Raw genomic sequence first — 17,572 nt, 5'->3', positions numbered from 1 at the left:
CGCCGGCCCGGGTCGTCGTCGACGATGTCCGTGTGACTCACCGCATCAGCGCTCTGATCTCGGCCTTCGGCGTCCTTGCCGGCGGGATGCTGCTCGTTCTCGCCGTTCGCGAGTACCGCTCCGGGGCACCGGCCCTCTGGATCGTCGCGGGAGCCGCGATCTTCCTCGGCACGTTGCACACGCTCGTGCGGGACGTACGGCGACTCCGGACCGGGCCGACCGCCTAGACTTGTCCGGCCGATCATGTGGCTGCTTCGTGGTCGTTGATGTGGACATGGGGCGGAGTGATCTGGGGGATGCCGAGTGGGAACGGCTGCGTCCGTTCCTGCCGGTGAGCAACCGTCCCGCCTCCGCCTCCGGCTCCGGGGTCAAAGGGGGCCGCAGGGGTGGAACACCAGGACGAGACGCCGTGGCAAAGTCTCGTCGCCCGCCTGGTGGAGGTGGTGCTGGAGGTGAGGGCCTGGGCCGCTCGCGCGGCGGCTTCACCACCAGACTCCACCTCAGCGCGGATGGCCGCTGCCGCCCCCTGTCCCTGATCGTCACACCGGGCCAGCGGACAGACTGCACGCCGTTCAAACCGGTCCTGGAGACCCGCGTCCCGAAACTCGGGCCGGGCAGGCCCCGCAGGAAGCCGGACAGCGTCGCGGCCGACAAGGCCTACAGCAACGGACCGTGCCGCGAGTACCTGCGGCGCCGGGGCGTCCGGCACACGATCCCGGAGAGCCTGATCGGCGGACAGGCTAGTCGGCGACGACCCCCGTGTTCTGGCAGGCGGTCAGCAGCCAGCGGCCGTCGGCTTGCTTCGAGATCACGTACAGCGGGGCGCCCTCGCTCTCCTCGCCCGGGGCCAGGTAACGCTGACGGACCTTGACCGCCGCGACGTCGGGGCGGATGAAGAGCACGTGGACCACCTCGTAGGTGACCTTGCCGTCCCAGTTCGCCGCGGGGAGGACCTTGCGGGTGAACTCCGAGATCGCGTCGAGGCCGATGAGGACCTTGCCGTGGGCCGTCGTCCATATCGCGTCCGGGTGGAAGAGGCCGAGGAACTCCTCGGGGTCCTTGTTCTGCTGGGAGTGTTCGACGGTGGCGACGAGCCGGCTGATTGCTTCGATGTCTGCCGCGTGGGATGTGGATTCCGTGGTCATGTGGATCATCGTCACACCTCAAGCGTGATTGAGGTCAAGCGTGTGATCGCATGGTGATGTTGAGGATGCCCCGGTTGCGGCGCTCGGTGCCCCGGTTGCGGCGGACTCCTCGGCACCGGCACCGGCGGCGGCGAGGGCGAGCGGCCCGGCGAGCGCGGCCGTACCGGCCACGAGCGCGAGCGTGTCATCACACCGTCAAGGCGCCCGAGGCAGGTTGTTGACGGAGATTCAGTGAGGGGCGCGCCTCGCGCACCGGCGGCCGGGTCCCGCGGCTCGCACCGCCTTCCTCGATGGGAGAATGGCGGCATGACAGGCGCTGAGGAGTTCAAGCCCGAGTCGGAGCGGGTGACACGTGCCCTGCGCGATCAGATCATCGACGGGACCCGGGCACCCGGCAGCAGGCTGGTGGAGCGCGAGATCGCGGCCGAGCTGGACGTGAGCCGGCTGCCCGTCCGCGACGCCCTGCGGGACCTGGTCGCGGAGGGTCTCGTGACGCCCCGTCCGCGCACGTGGGCGGTGGTCCGCGAGTTCAGCGCCTCCGACATCTCGGACCTGGGCGAGGTCCGGTCCGCCCTGGAGATCCTCGGCTTCCGGCTCGCCGCACAGCGCCGCACCCGGGCGGGGCTCGCCAAGCTCCGCGCCGACCTCGACGCCGAGCTGGCCGCCGCGGCCAAGGGCGACGGCCAGGCCGCCCGGCGGGCGGCGGCCGACTTCCACGAGACCGTCACGGAGCTGGCGGACAACGCCCTGCTCAGCGAGCTCAACGCGACGCTGCGCAGCCGGATGCGCTGGATGCTCGGGCAGCACGACGACTTCACCGTCGTCGCCGAGGAGCACGCGGAGCTGTACCGGGGGATCGAGGCGCGGGACGTGGAGCGCGTCGAGAAGCTGGCCCTGCGTCACCTGGAGACCAGCCGCGACGAGGCCGCCGCGCACCAGCGCAGGACGGCGCCGGAGTAGGAGCCCCCGGGGGGCGGGGCGGGACGGGACCACCTTCGGATGATCGAACGGTATACCGAAGAGACGGTCGTGCGCCCGCCCCCGCGCGAGGCCCTCACTCCCCCACGCACACGACTCCCCCGGGCACGTCCGCCCGGATCTCCGTGCCGACGCGGCGCGCCATCAGGTCGTCGAGGCGCTCCAGCGGCCCGATGAGGGTGCGTCCGCCCGCGCGGGCGACGCGTACGGCCGCGTCGACCTCGGGCTTCATCGAGCCCTCGGCGAAGGCGATCTCCGCGAGGCCCTCGGACGAGGCGGTGAGGATGTCCCGCTGCTCGGGGGTGCCCTGGTCCCGGCTGACGAAGTCGCCGTCCGTGAGCATGATCAGCATGTCCGCGCCGAGGTCGGCGGCGAGTGCCGCGCTCGCCGCCTCCTTGTCGACGACGGCCTGCATGCCGATCTGGCGGCCCTTGGAGTCGGTGCGCACCGGCACGCCGCCGCCCACGCACACCACGAGCGTTCCGTTGCCGAGGAGCGTGCTGACCAGCGGCGCCTGCATGATGCGCAGCGGCTCGGGCGACGGCACGACGCGGCGAAAGGCGCCGCCGTCGCGGGCGATGCTCCAGCGGTACTCGGCCGCGGCCTCGGCGGCGTCCTGCGCCGAGTAGGTGGGGCCGATCAGCTTGGTGGGGCGCTCGAACGCCGGGTCGGCCTCGTCGACCTCGGTCGTGGTGAGGACGGCGGCGACCTCGCGCTCGCCGGACAGGGCGTGGGAGAGCTCCTGCTGGATGACGTAGCCGATCATGCCCTGGGTCTCCGCGCCGAGGATGTCCAGCGAGTAGGCCGCGACGTCCTGGTAGGCGAGGTTCTGGAGCGCGAGGAGGCCGGCCTGCGGGCCGTTGCCGTGGGTGATGACGACCTCGTGCTCACGGGCCGGACCGGCCAGCACCTGGCAGGCGCCCCTGACGTTGGCGCGCAGCCGGTCGGCCGTCATCGGTTCCCCGCCACGACCTGGGCGCCGTCTTCTCGTACCAGGGGGTGGGCGGGGACACCACGCTCGCCTTCGGCGCCGCGATCTCCATGATCATGGCGACGTTCGCCGACTCCGGCACGATGACGGTGACTTCACCCGCTGGTCGCGGAACGGCCGGCAGGCCGTCCCCGCCACTGTCAGCGCCTTCCCCGTGGCCGGCGTGATCGCACAGGTCACGGGTGGTCTGGTGGTCGCCGCGGGCGCGGTCGCCGCACCGGCGACCGCGGGCGGCGACCTCCTGCCGATCCTCACCGGGGAGGGAGCGCCGCTCCTGAACGTCCTCGCGGCGGTCTTCGTCTTCGTCAACCTCGGCTCCGTGTGCAGTCACTCCCTCTACAACGGCGCCCTGGGCCGGTCGCACCTGACCGGCCGGACGATGCGGCTGATGACGGTCGTCCTCGGTGTCGTCGGCACGGTCGCCGCGCTCGCCGGGGTGTGGGACCACTTCCTGGACTGGCTCGTGATCCTGAGTCCCGCCGCTCGGCGGCGTCCTCATCGCCGACCAGTTCTTCGCCCGCGGCGGACGCGGCGCGATGGACCGCCGTCCGACCGCGACGGTGCGGCCCACGGCCTTCCTGGCCTGGGCGGTGAGCGCGGCGGGCGCGGGCCTGGCGCACTGGTTCGCCCCGCAGCTCTCCGACGCGGTCACCGGCCTGGTCGTGGCGATCGTCGCGTACGCCCTCCTCGAACGTGTCGTGGTGCGACGGCAGTCCGGCGCCGAGGCCGCGGCGGGACAGGGCCCGCGGTCCCGCCCCTCCGAGGGGACGCGCCCTCGCCCCGCACCCCGGGACGGGGGCGTGTCCGCGTCGTACGGGGGCTTCCACCGCTCAGCGCAGGGCCGGTACGTCCAGGGTGAGCGTGCACGTGTCCGCGTCGAGCGCGGCGGGCAGGCCGAGCGGCAGGGTGAGCGCGGTCGGGCTGTGCCCGAAGCCCATCTCCTCCACGACGGGCACCCCGAGCCCGCCGAGGCGGTCGGCGAGGACCGCCCGGACCCCCTCGTAGGGACCGCACTCCTCCCAGGAGCCGAGACCGATGCCCGCCACGCCGTCGAGCCATCCGGAGCGCAGGAGTTGGGTGAGGATGCGGTCGAGGCGGTACGGCTCCTCCCCGACGTCCTCCAGGAGCAGCAGCCCGCCGCGGGCCGAGGGCCGCCCCTGCGGGGTGCCGAGGTCGGCGGCGAGCAGGCTGACGCAGCCGCCCAGCGTCACGCCCCGGGCGCGTCCCGGCACCAGGGTCCGTGCCGTCTCCGGGCCGAGCGTCAGGACGGCCCCGGGCTCGAAGAGGGTGGCGCGCAGCGACTCCTGGGTGACCGGGTCCGAGAGGAACGTGGCGGCGGCGACCATCGGTCCGTGCAGGGTGGCGAAGCCCGCGCGGACGGCGAAGGCCTCGTGCAGGGCGGTGACGTCGCTGTAGCCGACGAAGGCCTTGGGCCCGGCCGCGCGGATCGCCGCCCAGTCCACGAGGTCCACCATGCGCTGGGCGCCGAATCCGCCGCGGGCGCAGAGCACCGCGGAGACCGAGGGGTCGCACCAGGCCTCGGTCAGGTCGCGGGCCCTCTCCCGGTCCCCGCCCGCGAGGTACCCGAGCGCGGGGTGGGTGTCCAGGACGTGCGGGGCGACCACGGGTTCGAGGCCCCAGCCGCGCAGGATGGCGAGCCCGGCCGCGAGCCGCTCCTCGGGCACGGGCCCGCTGGGGGCGACGACGGCGACCCGCGCCCCGGGCCGGAGCCGCTCTCCCCGGGTGAGGGCGTCCACGGGGCTCACGTGCGGAACTCCAGGGCCGGCACGTCCGTACGGTCGATGCCGAAGGTTCTGACGTACAGGGCGAGTTCGGCCTCCAGGGCCCGGACCATGGTGTCGGCCCTGCGGAAGCCGTGGCCCTCGCCCTCGAAGGCGAGGTAGGCGTGCGGGACGCCCCGGCCGGCCGTGCGGGCGAGGAAGCGCTCGGCCTGCGCGGGAGGGCAGATGACGTCGTCGAGGCCCTGGAGCAGGAGGAACGGGACGGTGACGCGGTCGACGTGCTCGATCGGCGAGCGTTCCTTGTAGCGGGCGGGCACCTCGTCGAGCGGTCCGATCAGTCCGTGGAGGTACTGGGACTCGAAGTCGTGGGTCTCGTCGGTGGCCCAGCCGCGCAGGTCCAGGATGGGGTAGATGATCGTGCCGCAGGCGTACACGTCGGTGGAGACGAGGGACGCGGCGGTCGTCCAGCCGCCCGCGCTGCCGCCGCGCACGGCGAGCCGCGACGGGTCGGCGGTGCCCTCGGCGGCGAGGGCCGCCGCGACGGCCGCGCAGTCCTCCACGTCGACGACGCCCCACTGCTGGCGCAGCCGGTCCCGGTACTCCCGGCCGTAGCCGGTCGAGCCGCCGTAGTTGACCTCGGCGACGCCGATGCCCCGTGAGGTGAAGTAGGCGATCTCCAGGTCGAGGACGAGCGGGGCGTGGCCGGTGGGTCCGCCGTGCGCCCAGATCACGTAGGGCGGCAGCTCGCCCTCGGGCCCGTCGTACCGGGGGTGGTGCGGCGGGTACACCTGCGCGTGGATCTCCCGTCCGCCGGGTCCGGTGAAGGTGCGGGCGCGGGGTTCGGGGAGGTGGGCGGGGTCGACGGCGTCGGTGTGGGCGGCGGCGACCACGCGGCTGCGTCCGGTGCGGGTGTCGAGCTCGACGAGCTCGTGGGAGCGGTGCGGACCGGCGGCGACGCCGACGACCCGGGTGCCGTGCGCGGCGAGGGTGGCGGCCCATTCCGTGCGGGGCCCTCCGGCGTCGACGAGGGCGCGGCGGTCGGGGTCGAGGATGCCGAGCGTGGTGGTCCCCCTGCCGTGGACGACGGCGATCAGCCCGTTCTCCAGGGGGGTGAACCAGCGGAGTCCGATCTTCCAGAGCGGGCCGCCGAACTCCTCGGCGCGGGGGCAGAGCGCCTCCGGCTCGGCGAGGCCGCCGTCGGCGCCGACCTGTGCGCGGTAGAGGTTCCACCAGCCGGTGCGGTCGCTGACGAACAGCAGCCGGCCGGCCGCGTCCCAGTCGGCCTGCGGGATCGACTCGGCGGTCCCCCCGGCGACGGTCCGGGCCTCGCGGAAGGTGCCCTCGGGGGTGACCTCGGCGAGCCGGACCTCGGTGCCGTCCCAGGGCATCCGGGGGTGGTCCCAGGCGATCCAGGCCGCCCGGCGGCCGTCAGGGGAGAGCCGGGGGCCGGTCACGAACCGGTGGCGCCCGTCGGTGAGTTCACGGACGGCCCCGCGGTCCTCGGCGGCCGAGCCGTCGAGGGGTACGGCGGCGAGGACGCGGCGCACATCGGTCGGCGCGGGTCCGGTGAACTCCTCCAGGACGCACCACACCTCGCCCCGGTCCGGGTGGATCACCGGGTCCACCCAGCGCAGTCCTCCGCCGACGGCGGAGACGGGGGTGAGTGGCCGCGGCTCCGTGCCGGGGGCGGCGTCGGGTTCGTACCCGTAGAGCCGCTGGTCGGGGAAGTGGCAGAACACGGCGAGCGGTCCGCCGGCCGGGCGCGCGACGGCCGCCCAGGGCTGCCCGCCGTACTCGATCACCCGGCTCCGGACGTTCCACGGGGGCGGCAGGAGGCTCTCCTCGGTGCCGTCGGCGCGTCGACGGACCAGGGCGCGCCGGCCGCCCTCCGCGGGGCGGGGCGCGGTCCACCACAGCTCGTCGCCGACGGCGCCGAGGTACTCGGGCCGCCCGTCGTGCGCGGCGGCGAGCCCGGCGCTCACGGGTGACGGCCAGGTGCCGTACCCGGCCGTGGTCGTGGTCGTGCCCATCCCAATCTCCCCCTGTCACGGGCCTACGCGGACTTCAGATAGTGGTCGAGCACCCGGACGCCGAAGTGCAGGGCGTCCACCGGGACGCGCTCGTCGACGCCGTGGAACAGCGCCCCGTAGTCGAGGTCCGGGGGCAGCCGGAGCGGCGAGAAGCCGTAGCCGGTGATGCCGAGCCGGGAGAACTGCTTGGCGTCGGTGCCGCCGGACATGGTGAACGGCACGACGTGCCCGGCGGGGTCGAAGCGCTCGACGGCGGCCCGGAGCTTGGCGAAGGTCGGTGAGTCGACCGGGGCCTCCAGGGCCACCTCGCGGTGGTGGAACTCCCACTCCACGTCGGGCCCGGTGAGCAGGTCCATGGTCGCGGCGAACTCCTCCTCCGCGCCCGGCAGCATCCGCCCGTCGATGTAGGCGACGGCCTGTCCGGGGATGACGTTGACCTTGTAACCGGCGTCGAGCATCGTCGGGTTGGCGCTGTTGCGGACGGTCGGCGCGACGAGGGCGGCGGCCGGGCCGAGCTTGTCGAGGAGGACGTCGACGTCGAGGTCGCGGGCTCGGATGTCGATGTCGATGCCGTAGAGCGCGGCGAGCTCGGCGAGGGCGGCGCGGACGGTCGTGGTGAGGCGGACGGGCCAGGTGTGGCCGCCGATCCGGGCGACGGCCGAGGCGAGGCGGGTGACGGCGTTGGCCGTGTTCACCTTGGAGCCGTGGCCTGCCCGGCCGTGGGCGGTGAGCTTGAGCCAGGCGGTGCCCCGCTCGCCCGCCGCGATCGGGTAGAGGGTGGTGCCGGGCTGCGGGTGGAAGCTGAACGCACCGGACTCGCTGATGCCCTCCGTACAGCCGTCGAAGAGGGCCGCGTGCCGGTCGGCGAGGAAGCCGGAGCCGTCCTCGGCGCTGGCCTCCTCGTCGGCGGTGTAGGCGAGGACGATGTCCCTGCGGGGCCGGATGCCTTGGCGGGCCCAGGAGCGGACGACGGCCAGGACCATCGCGTCCATGTTCTTCATGTCGACGGCGCCGCGCCCCCACACGACCCCGTCGCGGACCTCGCCGGAGAACGGGTGCACGGTCCATTCGGCGGGGTCGGCGGGCACCACGTCCAGGTGGCCGTGGACCAGGAGCGCCTCGGCCGAGGGGTCGGTGCCGGGGATCCGCGCCACCACGTTGGTGCGGCCGGGGGTCCGCTCCAGGAGGGTGGGTTCGATCCCGGCGTCCGCGAGCCGCTCGGCGACGTACTCGGCGGCCGGCCGCTCGCGGCAGTCGCCGCCGCCGCGGTTGGTGGTGTCGATGCGGATGAGCTCGGAGGTGAAGGTGACCACCTCGTCGAGCGCCGTCGTGTCCGGGCCCCGGACCTCCTCAGCCATACTGCTCCTCCACCGCGGCCGAGACGATGGTCGTGACCGCCTTGAACGTGCGAATTGCCTCGTACATCGTCTCGCTCGTGTACGCGACGCGCCGCTCGCCGCCCCGCGCCACGCCGGGAACCACCGTTGCGGCGGCGCCCAGGTGGTCCGCGTCGAACTCGAGCTCCACGGTGAAGGGGCCGCCCCGGACCGGCTCTCGCCGGACGGCGAGCGCGGCACCGGTCTTCGCCGCGGCGCGGATGTCCGCGGCGGTCCTGGCCGGGGGGCGGCACACCGCCGCGTACCGCGAGACGTGGTCCTTGACGGCGACCTTCGGCGCCTCCGGCGCGTACCCGAGGGCGTCCTCGCAGGTCAGGTCGTCCCCGGTGACAAGGACGACGGGCACGCCGTACTCCGCGACCACATGGGCGTTGAGGAGGCCCTCGCTGGCCCGCTCGCCATTGAGCCAGACCCCGGTGATGGAGTTCGCGAGGTAGGTGTGCGCGAGGACGCCCTCGGTACCGGCGCCCGTGTGGTAGCCGACGAAGGCGATGCCGTCGACGTCGCCGTGCTGCACGCCCTCGACCATCGAGAGGGACTTGTGCCGCCCGGTGAGCATCTCGGCCCGCTCGTCGAGCCGCTCCAGGAGCAGGTTCCGCATGGACCAGTGCGCCTCGTTGATGAGGACCTCGTCCGCGCCGCCGTCGAAGAAGCCGAGCACGGCGGCGTTCACGTCGGAGGTGAACATCGCGCGGCACCGCTCCCACTGGGGCGTGCCGGGCAGCACGTCGGCGGGCCAGGTCACACCGGTCGCACCCTCCATGTCGGCGCTGATGAGGATCTTCATGCCTGGCACCGTACGCGCCGCCCGGTCGCCCTACCACCCCTGTGGATAACCGCCGTTGGAGTGGACCACTGGCGCCCACCGGACGGCGGTACGGATCACCGGCGGGTTCCGGATGCCTCCTGGGGTCCTCCTCCGTGAACCGGCGCGGCGCGGCGGCGGCCCGCTGCTCCGGCGGGGTGCCGTCGTCGGGGGGGCCACGGACACCGCCCGGGCCGTGACGCGCCGGCGGCGGCCTCGCGCGCCACCCGATCGGCGGCCCTCGAATCGGGCGAAACATCGCCAAGGGGTGCGTATAGGCTGTCGGCCGCAGCTGAAGTTGTCGACCTTCCGGAGAGCTCTCGGTGACCATCGCCTTCACCCCGTCCGAGTCCGCGCCCGTCGAGACCGAGCCCGCCGTCGTTCCCGGGCCCGCCGGTTCCGTCGTCGTCCCCGAGCCCTCCGGGCCCCTCATGGCGGAGGAGCCGGAGTTCTGGGAGCCGTCGGCACCCGAATCCGAGGAGGCCTCCGAGCCCCGGGAAGTCTCGGAATCCCGGGAGGCCCCGGATTCCCGGGAGGCCCTGGAATCCCAGGAGACATCCGAGGCCCAGGAGACCTCCGACCCCCAGGAGGACCACCCGCACGACCCCGTCGTCGTCCGTGACGCCCTGGACTTCGGGGTGTACGCGCGGACCGGTGGCTGGGCGTTCGCCCTGAAGGTGGCCCGGAGCGTCCGGCCCGGCGGGCAGGCCGCCGAGGGCACGGCCCGCACGAAGGTCTCGGCGAAGGCCTTCGCCGAGCTCGCCGGGTGCTCGCCCGAGCGGGTCATGCGCTACTACAAGGCCTGGGACATGGCGGCCGACGACGGTCTGGTCCCGCAGTTCGAGGTGCTGGTCCCCGGCGAGGACATCGAGCTCCCGGACGCGGACGTCTGGCTGTCGTACTACACCTCCCGCAACAGCGCGTCCTCCGTGCGCGGCCAGGCGATCAGCGCTGCGGCCGAGGCGGAGGGCATCCGGCCGACGAAGGCCCTGGAGGTCGCGGAGAACCCCACGGCGCTGCGGGCGGCGATCCTCGCCGACCCCGGGACGGCGGAGGCCGCGCGCGGGGCGCTGCTCGACCGGATGAAGGAGGACCCGGCCCTCCAGACCGAGATGGCCCGGGCCTTCGCCCGCACGGACGACCTGAAGAAGGCGGTGGCGAGCGAGGCGAAGGCGGCCGACCGCATCGGGTACGTCCGGCAGATCGTCGAGAACGGCCAGATCAAGACCCCCGCCGGGCAGACCGTGGAGGCGCCGGCCGAGCTGCGGGCCGAGGCCGAGCGGCATCTTTCGCTCCTCGACGAGCTGGACGACTCGGAGGAGGCGGGCGAGTGGGCCGGCGAGGCCTACGACACGGTGAAGGGCCTGGTCGCCAAGGCGGTCGAGGAGGATCCGGCGCTGCGCGTCCAGGAGCGGCGGACGAAGTTCTACAACAGCCTGCAGAAGGCCACGAAGGTCTTCGAGGAGCTGACCCTCGACGAGGTGATGGAGGAGGACATCTACGAGGCGGACATGCTCCAGCGCCTCGAAGCCCTCCAGGAGGCGATCGGCACCTGCATCAGCGCGCTGCGCAAGGCGACGACCACCTCCTGAGCACGGCCGGTCAGTCCTGGTGGCCGAGCTGCAGGTCGCGCTCGGTGCGGCCGCCGCCGGCCACCTGGAGGACGGTGGCGACGGGCGGGTACCCGGCGGCGATGACCGTGTACTCGCCGGAGGACAGGTCGATGAAGCGGAAGCTGCCGTCGGCGCCGGTGGTGAGGGTGTCGACGACGTTGCCCGCGGCGTCGAGGAGGGTGACCCGGGCGTCCTCCACGCAGCGCCCTCCCCCGGCCCGTACGGTGCCGCGCAGCACCGCGCCGCCGGCCAGTTCGATGTCCTGGCGGGTCTCGCGGGAGGACTGGACGCTGACGGGCAGCGCGGCGGGCCGGAAGGCGGGGGCGCTGGCGGCGAGCGTGTACTCGCCCGCGACGAGCTCCCCGATGACGTACCCGCCCTCGCGTCCGCTGCGGGTGGAGGCGACGACCTCGCCGCGCACGTCGGTGAGGGTGACGGCCGCGTCCCGTACGGGCGTGCCGTCGGCGGTGACGACGCTGCCCGCGAGCCGCCCGGCGCCGCCGAGGACGACGTCGAGCTCCACCGGCCGGTCGCCGACGGTGACGGAGACGGCCTGCGGCTGGTGTCCGCCGGCCGCGGCGATCAGGACGTACGCGCCGCCGCCGGGGACGCTCAGGGCGTACCGGCCGTCCTCGCCGCTCGCGCCACGGCCGATCTGCCGGCCCTGGACGTCGATGAGGGTGAGCGCGGCCCGGGGGACGCGGCTGCCGTCGTGGTGCTGGACGGTGCCGCACACCGGCACCCCGGAGTGCGGAGGCGGGGTGGCCCCGGCGGGGGCGGGGGCCGCGTGGCGGGCGTGCGGGAACGCCTGCGCGGCGCCCAGGTCGATGGCCTCGGTGGCCTCGGTGAGGGGGCTGTGGTGGGACACCAGCGGTTTCTCCTTGAGGAAGAAGGCGAGGACGAGGCCGAGTACGAGGACCGGCACGAGGTAGAGGAAGATCCGCGGCATCGCGTCCGCGTACGCCTGGATGTACGCGTCGCGCAGGGCCGGCGGCAGGGTGTGGACGGTCCCCGGTGTGATCGACTCGGCCGGCGGCGGGGACGCGGGGCCACCCTGCGCGAGGACGCCGGCGAGGCGGTCGCCGAGTGCGTCGTCGAGGCGGGAGGCGAAGAGGGTGCCGAAGACGGCGGCGCCGACGCTGCCGCCGATCTGGCGGAAGTAGGTGTGGGCGCTGGTGGCGGTGCCGAGGTCGGCGGGGCGGACGGAGTTCTGCACGGCGAGGACGAGCACCGGCATGACGAGGCCGATGCCGGCGCCGAGGACGGCCTGCCACAGGCTGAGCTGGAGGCGCGGGGTGTCGGTGCCCATGCGGGAGAGCAGCCACATGCCGAGGACGGAGACGGCCCCGCCGATCACCGGGTAGATCTTGTAGTGGCCGGTACGGCTGATGAGCTGGCCGGAGACGACGGAGGCGATGACGATGCCGCCCATGAGAGGCAGCATCAGGAGGCCGGACTCCGTGGCGCTGGCGCCCTCGACCATCTGCAGGAAGCTGGGGAGGTAGCTGGCGGCGCCGAAGAGCGCGATGCCGACGACGGCGCCGACGAGGGCGGTCACGGTGAAGACGGAGTCGCGGAACAGCCGCAGCGGGATGAGCGGTTCGGGCGCGAAGTGTTCGACGGTCAGGAAGAGCAGGGTCGTTCCGGCGGCTCCGCAGGCCAGGGCGAGGATGACCCGGGAGTCCCAGGCGTACTCGGTGCCGCCCCAGCTGGTGAGCAGGACCAGGCAGGTGGAGGCGGCGGCGAGGAGCAGGGCGCCGAGGACGTCGAAGCGCGCGCGTGCCGTGGGCTTCGGGAGCTTGAGGACGGTGGCGACCACGGCGAGGGTGACGAGCCCGAAGGGCACGTTGAAGTAGAAGCACCAGCGCCAGGAGACGTGGTCGGTGAAGAAGCCGCCGAGCAGCGGTCCCGCGACGGACGCGAGGCCGAAGGCGGCGCCGATGAGCCCCATGTAGCGGCCGCGTTCCCGGGCCGGGACGATGTCGGCGATGATCGCCTGGACGCCGATCATGAGGCCGCCGGCGCCGGCGCCCTGGACCGCGCGGAAGGCGATGAGTTCGTCCATGGTCCGGGACCAGCCGGCGAGGCCGGAGCCGATGACGAAGACGACGATCGCGAAGAGGAAGACGCCCTTGCGGCCGAGGAGGTCGCCGAGCTTTCCGTAGACGGGCAGACCGATGGTGGAGGTCAGCAGGTAGGCGGTGATCGCCCAGGACATCCGGTCCAGGCCCTGGAGTTCGCCGACGATCTTCGGCAGGGCGGTGGCGACGATCATCTGCTCGAGCGCGGCGAGGAGCAGCGCGAGCATGAGGCCGCAGAAGACGAGCCGTACGCGGCGGGGGTCGAGGGCGGCGGGCCCCGGTCCGGCCGGTGGGGCGGGGTCGGTGGGCGGAGCGTCCAGGGGTTCCGCTTCCCCCGTGGCGCCCTCGACGCCTTTCACGATCGTGATCGCACCCACGTACCTGCTCCCCTCGTCGCGGCGTCTGCGCCGCGCCATTCTTCGCATTGCACGCGAAGGGGGAGCAAGTCGGGCGGTACGGGAGGGAGGTGGCGCTCCAGGGGGTGAACGTCCCTGCACTACGGCGCACTTGGGTCGCTCATCAGCGCGTTTACGAGAAGGCCCGCGCCCCCCGGTGCGCGGGAGCGCCGGTACGGGGGGTGCGGGCGATCCACTCGAATCGGTGAACGCTCCGGGCGTTACTTCTCGACCTCGTCCGCCAGCTTGGCGAGGACGGCGTCGTAGATGCGGCCGAGACCCTTGGGCGCGAACGTCTTCTCGAAGAAGCCGCCGATGCCGCCTGCGCCGTTCCAGACGGTGGTCACGACGGCGCGGGACTTGCCCTCACCGGCGGGGGTCACGGTCCAGGTGGTGACCATGGAGGAGTTGCGGTCCTTCTCGACGAGCTGCCCCTCGGTGGGCTCCGTGACCTCCAGGAGGCAGTCGCGGACGCGCTTGCTCGTGGCCTGGAGCTTCCAGTGGACGAGGGTGCCCTCGCCGTCGCCGCCCTCGCGCACCTCGTACTCGCTGAAGTGCTCGGGGAGCACCTTCGCGCGCGTACCGCTGTAGTCGGCCAGCGCGTCGAACACCGTCTCCGCGTCCGCGGCGATGATCCGTTCCGTGGTGGCCTCGACCTGCGCCATTGACTTCCTCCAGCTCGTGATTCCTCGGGGGTGTGGCCCAAGCGAACCACGTGGGCTCCGGGGGGCGAAATCCGGGTTGCAACGATCAAGGGAACAGGTGTTCTATTCTGGGCGAACGGTCGAGGCAGAGCCACCGAGGAGGCGTCCATGCGCTGGGACAATCTGGGCGACACCCCCACCGCCCCCGCCGACATCCCCCTGTTCGGCACGGACGCGGTCACGACGCGGACCTTCGACACCCCCGAGTTCCGGGGCATCACCTTCCACGAGGTCCGGGCCCGCTCGATCCTGAACCGGGTGCCCGGCGCCTCCCGGATGCCGTTCGAGTGGACGGTCAACCCGTACCGCGGCTGCACGCACGCGTGTGTGTACTGCTTCGCCCGCAAGACCCACAGCTATCTCGACCTCGACACCGGCCTCGGCTTCGACTCCCAGATCGTCGTCAAGATCAACGCCGCGGAGCTGCTCGCCCGGCAGCTCGCCTCCGCCCGCTGGCAGGGCGCGCACGTCGCCATGGGCACCAACGTCGACTGCTACCAGCGCGCCGAGGGCCGCTACCGGCTGATGCCCGGCATCCTCACGGCGCTGCGGGACCGGGCCAACCCGTTCTCGATCCTCACCAAGGGCACCCTGATCCTCCGCGACCTGGAGCTCCTCACCCAGGCCGCCCGGGTCACCGAGGTCGGCATCTCCGTCTCCGTCGGCTTCACGGACCAGGAGCTCTGGCGGACGATCGAGCCCGGCACCCCCTCACCGCAGCGCCGCCTCGACGTCGTCCGCACCCTCGGGGAGCACGGCATCGACTGCGGGGTCCTGATGGCGCCCGTGGTGCCCTTCCTCGGCGACCGGCCCGAGCAGCTGCGCGCGACGGTCCGCGCGATCGCCGAGGCCGGCGCGAGCTCGGTCACCCCGCTCGTCCTGCACCTGCGGCCGGGCGCCCGCGAGTGGTTCATGACCTGGCTGCGCGCGCACCACCCGGGCCTGGTGGGACGGTACGAGCGGATGTACGCGGACGGGGCCTACGCGCCGACCTGGTACCAGCGCCGGATCACCCGTCAGGTGCACGAGCTGGCGGCCGAGTTCGGCATCGGGCCCGCACACCGGGGCGCGGGCCGCCGGATCCCCGTGCCGGAGGAGCCCTCCCTCGCCGCGGCCCCCGAGCAGCTCACGCTGCTGTGAGGCGCCCCCTCTGAGCCCCCTGAGCCCCCTGAGTCCCCTGAGTCCGAGTCCGAGTCCCCCGAGTTCCCCTCCGATCATCGGACCGGTCACCTGACACGCCGTCGGATCCGCCTCCGTTCGGGTCAACTCTCGACGAAACAGGACCTCTCCGCGCCGGTTCGGGACACAAACGCCCTATGACCCCACGCGCAGGAATGCTGATCGCCGCTGGAGCGCTGGTCGCCGGGACGGTCACCGTCCTGCCCGCCGCCCCCGCGGACGCCGGTGAACCGACCCCCCGACCGCTCCCCCCGCTCGCCTGGACCGAGTGCGCCACGAAGGCGTACCCCCGGCTCCAGTGCGCCACCCTGAAGCTGCCGCTCAACCACGACGACCCCGCCGGGCGGAAGATCACCCTCGCCCTCACCCGGGTCCCGCACACCGCGAAGACCTCCCAGGGCCCGCTGCTCGTGAACCCGGGCGGACCCGGCGGCAGCGGGCGCGGGATGGCCGGGTACGTCGCGGCCTCGCTGCCCCCGAAGGTGGCCGCCGAGTACGACGTGATCGGCTTCGACCCGCGCGGGGTCGGCAAGAGCGAGCCCGCGCTGGACTGCGAGCCCGGCCACTTCGCGCCCGTGCGGGCCGACTCGGTGCCGGCCTCGGCCGCGGCCGAGCGGGCCGCCGTCGAGCGGGCGCAGACCTTCGCCCGGGCCTGCGGCAAGAAGTACGCGGACGTACTGCCGTACATCGACACCGTGAGCACCGCACGGGACCTGGACGCGATCCGCCACGCGATCGGCGCGCCGAAGATCAACTACCTCGGCTACTCGTACGGGACCTACCTGGGCGCCGTGTACGCGCGCCTGTACCCGGACCGGGTGCGGCGGATGGCGCTCGACTCCGTGGTGAACCCGCACGGCGTCTGGTACGAGGACAACCTCGCGCAGGACTACGCGTTCGACGCCCGCCACAAGGACTTCATGGCCTGGGTGGCCCGGCAGAACGCCGTGTACAAGCTGGGCACCGACCCGGCGGCGGTCGAGGCCGCCTGGTACCGGATGCGCGACGCGCTGCGCGCCACCCCCGCCGGCGGGAAGGTCGGCCCCGGCGAGCTGGAGGACACCTTCCTGCCGGGCGGGTACTACAACGGCTACTGGCCCCGCCTCGCGAGCGCCTTCGCGGCCTACGTCAACAACGCGGACCCGAAGCCGCTGACGGAGGCGTACGAGCGGTACGGCGAGGCCGACGCGGCGGCCGACAACGGCTACTCGGTCTACACGAGCGTGCAGTGCCGGGACGCGGGCTGGCCCCGCGACTGGAACGTGTGGCGCAAGGACAGCTGGGACGTGCACGCGAAGGCGCCGTTCTCGACCTGGAACAACGCCTGGTACAACGCGCCCTGCGCCTTCTGGCCGGTGGACTCCCTCACCCCGCCGGACCTCACCAACGACCAGCTGCCGCCGGTCCTCATCCTCCAGGCCACGGACGACGCGGCCACGCCGTACGAGGGCGGGGCCGCCCTGCACCGGCTGACGCGCGGCTCCAGCCTCGTCGTCGAGGAGGGCGGCGGGAACCACGGGGTGACGCTCGGCGGGAACGACTGCCTCGACGAGCACCTCGCCGCCTACCTCGCCACGGGCAAGGTCCCGCGCGGTGAGGGCGACACCGAGGTGGACGCGGTGTGCGCCGCGCTCCCCGAGCCCGAGCCCGAGCCGGTGACCGCGGCGGCCCCGACGACCCCGGACGCCTCCGGCAAGCGGGCCGGCACCCTGCGCGCGGAGCCGGCCGGCGTCGCCCTCCACGGCCTCCTGGGCCACGTCCGCTGAAGCCGGTACCGAAGGGGCTCCTGGTGGGCCACGTCCACTGACACCAGTACCGGCCGGCCCCCTGGGCCACGTCCACTGACACCAGTACCGGCGGGCCCCTGGGCCACGTCCGCTGACACCACTCCCGGCCGGCCTCACCACCGCCACCGTGCCCGCGCCCCGCAAGGGGTCGCGGGCACTGTCAGTGGCGTGCGCGAGGATGTGGGGCATGACGAGCCACCTCACCCACGTGCCCGCCCCCGACGGCCTCGCACCCAGCCCCCAGTACAGCCACGTCGTGTGGGGCACGGGCCGGTTCGTGGCGATATCCGGGCAGTGCGCCTTCGACGCCTCCGGGGCGGTGGTCGGTGAGGGCGACGCGGCCGCCCAGGCCCATCAGGTCTTCGCGAACCTGGAGCGCTGCCTCGCGGCGGCCGGCGCGGGCTTCGGGGACGTGGTGAAGCTGACGTACTTCGTCACGGACGTGGCCCACCTCCCGGCCGTGCGGGACGCCCGGGACGCGCACTTCGCGGGAGCGCCGCTGCCGGCGAGCTCGGCGGTGCAGGTCTCCGCGCTGGTCCGCCCGGAACTGCTCGTGGAGATCGAGGCGTTCGCGCTGGTCCCGGAACAGGCCGGGACGGCACCCGGCGAGGCCGGGGCGGAGCTCCGTTTGCTACGTTGACGCGCATGTTCCTCTTCCGTGCGTAGGAGTCGGCGATCCGACGACCGTGCCCACCCGGCGCGGTGTCCCGCCGACCCCGCACGCC

Annotated in this window: 15 protein-coding genes and 1 pseudogene; 7 read left to right on the top strand and 9 right to left on the bottom strand. The window is 73.5% G+C overall.

The window, feature by feature from the left end; translation table 11 throughout:
- Window positions 1–32 precede the first annotated feature (32 nt).
- Window positions 33–227, top strand: coding sequence for a hypothetical protein (locus ACN9MM_RS31540; protein WP_426367113.1), 195 nt, complete (start codon window positions 33–35; stop codon window positions 225–227).
- A 47-nt stretch (window positions 228–274) separates the two neighbouring features.
- Window positions 275–709: pseudogene (locus ACN9MM_RS31535) on the top strand (transposase); the annotation flags it as partial.
- A 31-nt stretch (window positions 710–740) separates the two neighbouring features.
- Here the strand turns inward: ACN9MM_RS31535 and ACN9MM_RS31530 are convergent.
- The gene (locus tag ACN9MM_RS31530) at window positions 741–1,154 is read right to left on the bottom strand and encodes an SgcJ/EcaC family oxidoreductase (RefSeq protein WP_426368870.1); all 414 of its coding nucleotides are present in this window, start codon (window positions 1,152–1,154) and stop codon (window positions 741–743) included.
- Between the two features lie 297 nt (window positions 1,155–1,451).
- Here ACN9MM_RS31530 and ACN9MM_RS31525 point away from each other — a divergent pair, with 297 nt between their 5' ends.
- Window positions 1,452–2,105, top strand: coding sequence for a GntR family transcriptional regulator (locus tag ACN9MM_RS31525; protein WP_382867803.1), 654 nt, complete (start codon window positions 1,452–1,454; stop codon window positions 2,103–2,105).
- A 94-nt stretch (window positions 2,106–2,199) separates the two neighbouring features.
- Here the strand turns inward: ACN9MM_RS31525 and ACN9MM_RS31520 are convergent, their stop codons facing one another.
- The 6 genes from ACN9MM_RS31520 to ACN9MM_RS31495 form a co-directional block, all read right to left on the bottom strand.
- A complete protein-coding gene (locus ACN9MM_RS31520) occupies window positions 2,200–3,078 on the bottom strand; it encodes a carbamate kinase (protein WP_426367112.1) in 879 nt (292 codons plus the stop codon).
- Complete coding sequence (locus tag ACN9MM_RS31515; protein ID WP_426367111.1) at window positions 3,011–3,766, bottom strand: hypothetical protein; 756 nt, start codon at window positions 3,764–3,766, stop codon at window positions 3,011–3,013. Before ACN9MM_RS31515 ends, ACN9MM_RS31520 begins: the two co-directional genes overlap by 68 nt.
- 178 nt (window positions 3,767–3,944) lie before the next feature.
- Window positions 3,945–4,880 carry a S66 peptidase family protein gene (locus ACN9MM_RS31510; protein WP_426367110.1) on the bottom strand — a complete coding sequence of 312 codons (936 nt, stop codon included), beginning with the start codon at window positions 4,878–4,880 and terminating at the stop codon, window positions 3,945–3,947.
- On the bottom strand, window positions 4,877–6,886 hold the full coding sequence (locus ACN9MM_RS31505) for a prolyl oligopeptidase family serine peptidase (protein WP_426367109.1): 2,010 nt from the start codon (window positions 6,884–6,886) through the stop codon (window positions 4,877–4,879). The genes ACN9MM_RS31510 and ACN9MM_RS31505 overlap by 4 nt, the downstream gene beginning before the upstream one ends.
- Before the next feature lie 23 nt (window positions 6,887–6,909).
- Entirely contained in the window at window positions 6,910–8,244 is a 1,335-nt protein-coding gene (locus ACN9MM_RS31500; RefSeq protein WP_426367108.1) for a M20/M25/M40 family metallo-hydrolase, read from the bottom strand.
- Window positions 8,237–9,070 carry a M55 family metallopeptidase gene (locus tag ACN9MM_RS31495; RefSeq protein WP_426367107.1) on the bottom strand — a complete coding sequence of 278 codons (834 nt, stop codon included), beginning with the start codon at window positions 9,068–9,070 and terminating at the stop codon, window positions 8,237–8,239. The genes ACN9MM_RS31500 and ACN9MM_RS31495 overlap by 8 nt, the downstream gene beginning before the upstream one ends.
- A 341-nt stretch (window positions 9,071–9,411) precedes the next feature.
- On the opposite strand from ACN9MM_RS31495, the gene ACN9MM_RS31490 reads away from it, so the two are divergent.
- Window positions 9,412–10,680 (top strand): hypothetical protein, encoded by a 1,269-nt coding sequence (locus ACN9MM_RS31490; RefSeq protein ID WP_426367106.1) that lies wholly within the window; start codon window positions 9,412–9,414, stop codon window positions 10,678–10,680.
- A gap of 10 nt (window positions 10,681–10,690) precedes the next feature.
- Here ACN9MM_RS31490 and ACN9MM_RS31485 read toward each other — a convergent pair whose 3' ends face one another.
- Together ACN9MM_RS31485 and ACN9MM_RS31480 are read right to left on the bottom strand one after the other, a co-directional pair.
- On the bottom strand, window positions 10,691–13,159 hold the full coding sequence (locus ACN9MM_RS31485) for an MFS transporter (protein ID WP_426367105.1): 2,469 nt from the start codon (window positions 13,157–13,159) through the stop codon (window positions 10,691–10,693).
- 239 nt (window positions 13,160–13,398) lie between these two features.
- Window positions 13,399–13,842 carry an SRPBCC family protein gene (locus ACN9MM_RS31480; protein WP_329853916.1) on the bottom strand — a complete coding sequence of 148 codons (444 nt, stop codon included), beginning with the start codon at window positions 13,840–13,842 and terminating at the stop codon, window positions 13,399–13,401.
- A 147-nt stretch (window positions 13,843–13,989) separates the two neighbouring features.
- On the opposite strand from ACN9MM_RS31480, the gene ACN9MM_RS31475 reads away from it, so the two are divergent.
- The 3 genes from ACN9MM_RS31475 to ACN9MM_RS31465 all read left to right on the top strand — a co-directional run bounded on the left by ACN9MM_RS31475 (window position 13,990) and on the right by ACN9MM_RS31465 (window position 17,487).
- The gene (locus ACN9MM_RS31475; protein ID WP_426367104.1) at window positions 13,990–15,021 is read left to right on the top strand and encodes an Rv2578c family radical SAM protein; all 1,032 of its coding nucleotides are present in this window, start codon (window positions 13,990–13,992) and stop codon (window positions 15,019–15,021) included.
- 176 nt (window positions 15,022–15,197) lie between these two features.
- The gene (locus tag ACN9MM_RS31470; RefSeq protein ID WP_426367103.1) at window positions 15,198–16,826 is read left to right on the top strand and encodes an alpha/beta hydrolase; all 1,629 of its coding nucleotides are present in this window, start codon (window positions 15,198–15,200) and stop codon (window positions 16,824–16,826) included.
- Between the two features lie 208 nt (window positions 16,827–17,034).
- A complete protein-coding gene (locus ACN9MM_RS31465) occupies window positions 17,035–17,487 on the top strand; it encodes a RidA family protein (protein ID WP_426367102.1) in 453 nt (150 codons plus the stop codon).
- Window positions 17,488–17,572: the final 85 nt, after the last annotated feature.

Source organism: Streptomyces sp. E-08 (assembly GCF_049913095.1).
In the GTDB taxonomy this organism is placed as follows: Bacteria; Actinomycetota; Actinomycetes; order Streptomycetales; family Streptomycetaceae; genus Streptomyces.
The sequence above is the reverse complement of the archived record's forward strand: the minus strand, read 5'-3'. Positions and strand labels throughout refer to the sequence as shown.

What these genes read in the sequence shown, in the direction of transcription:
- ACN9MM_RS31495 (WP_426367107.1), bottom strand. Translation starts at nt 9,070, where the DNA reads ATGAAGATCCTCATCAGCGCCGACATGGAGGGTGCGACCGGTGTGACC.
- ACN9MM_RS31480 (WP_329853916.1), bottom strand. Translation starts at nt 13,842, where the DNA reads ATGGCGCAGGTCGAGGCCACCACGGAACGGATCATCGCCGCGGACGCG.
- ACN9MM_RS31530 (WP_426368870.1), bottom strand. Translation starts at nt 1,154, where the DNA reads ATGATCCACATGACCACGGAATCCACATCCCACGCGGCAGACATCGAA.
- ACN9MM_RS31525 (WP_382867803.1), top strand. Translation starts at nt 1,452, where the DNA reads ATGACAGGCGCTGAGGAGTTCAAGCCCGAGTCGGAGCGGGTGACACGT.
- ACN9MM_RS31465 (WP_426367102.1), top strand. Translation starts at nt 17,035, where the DNA reads ATGACGAGCCACCTCACCCACGTGCCCGCCCCCGACGGCCTCGCACCC.
- ACN9MM_RS31505 (WP_426367109.1), bottom strand. Translation starts at nt 6,886, where the DNA reads ATGGGCACGACCACGACCACGGCCGGGTACGGCACCTGGCCGTCACCC.
- ACN9MM_RS31470 (WP_426367103.1), top strand. Translation starts at nt 15,198, where the DNA reads ATGACCCCACGCGCAGGAATGCTGATCGCCGCTGGAGCGCTGGTCGCC.
- ACN9MM_RS31500 (WP_426367108.1), bottom strand. Translation starts at nt 8,244, where the DNA reads ATGGCTGAGGAGGTCCGGGGCCCGGACACGACGGCGCTCGACGAGGTG.
- ACN9MM_RS31520 (WP_426367112.1), bottom strand. Translation starts at nt 3,078, where the DNA reads ATGACGGCCGACCGGCTGCGCGCCAACGTCAGGGGCGCCTGCCAGGTG.
- ACN9MM_RS31475 (WP_426367104.1), top strand. Translation starts at nt 13,990, where the DNA reads ATGCGCTGGGACAATCTGGGCGACACCCCCACCGCCCCCGCCGACATC.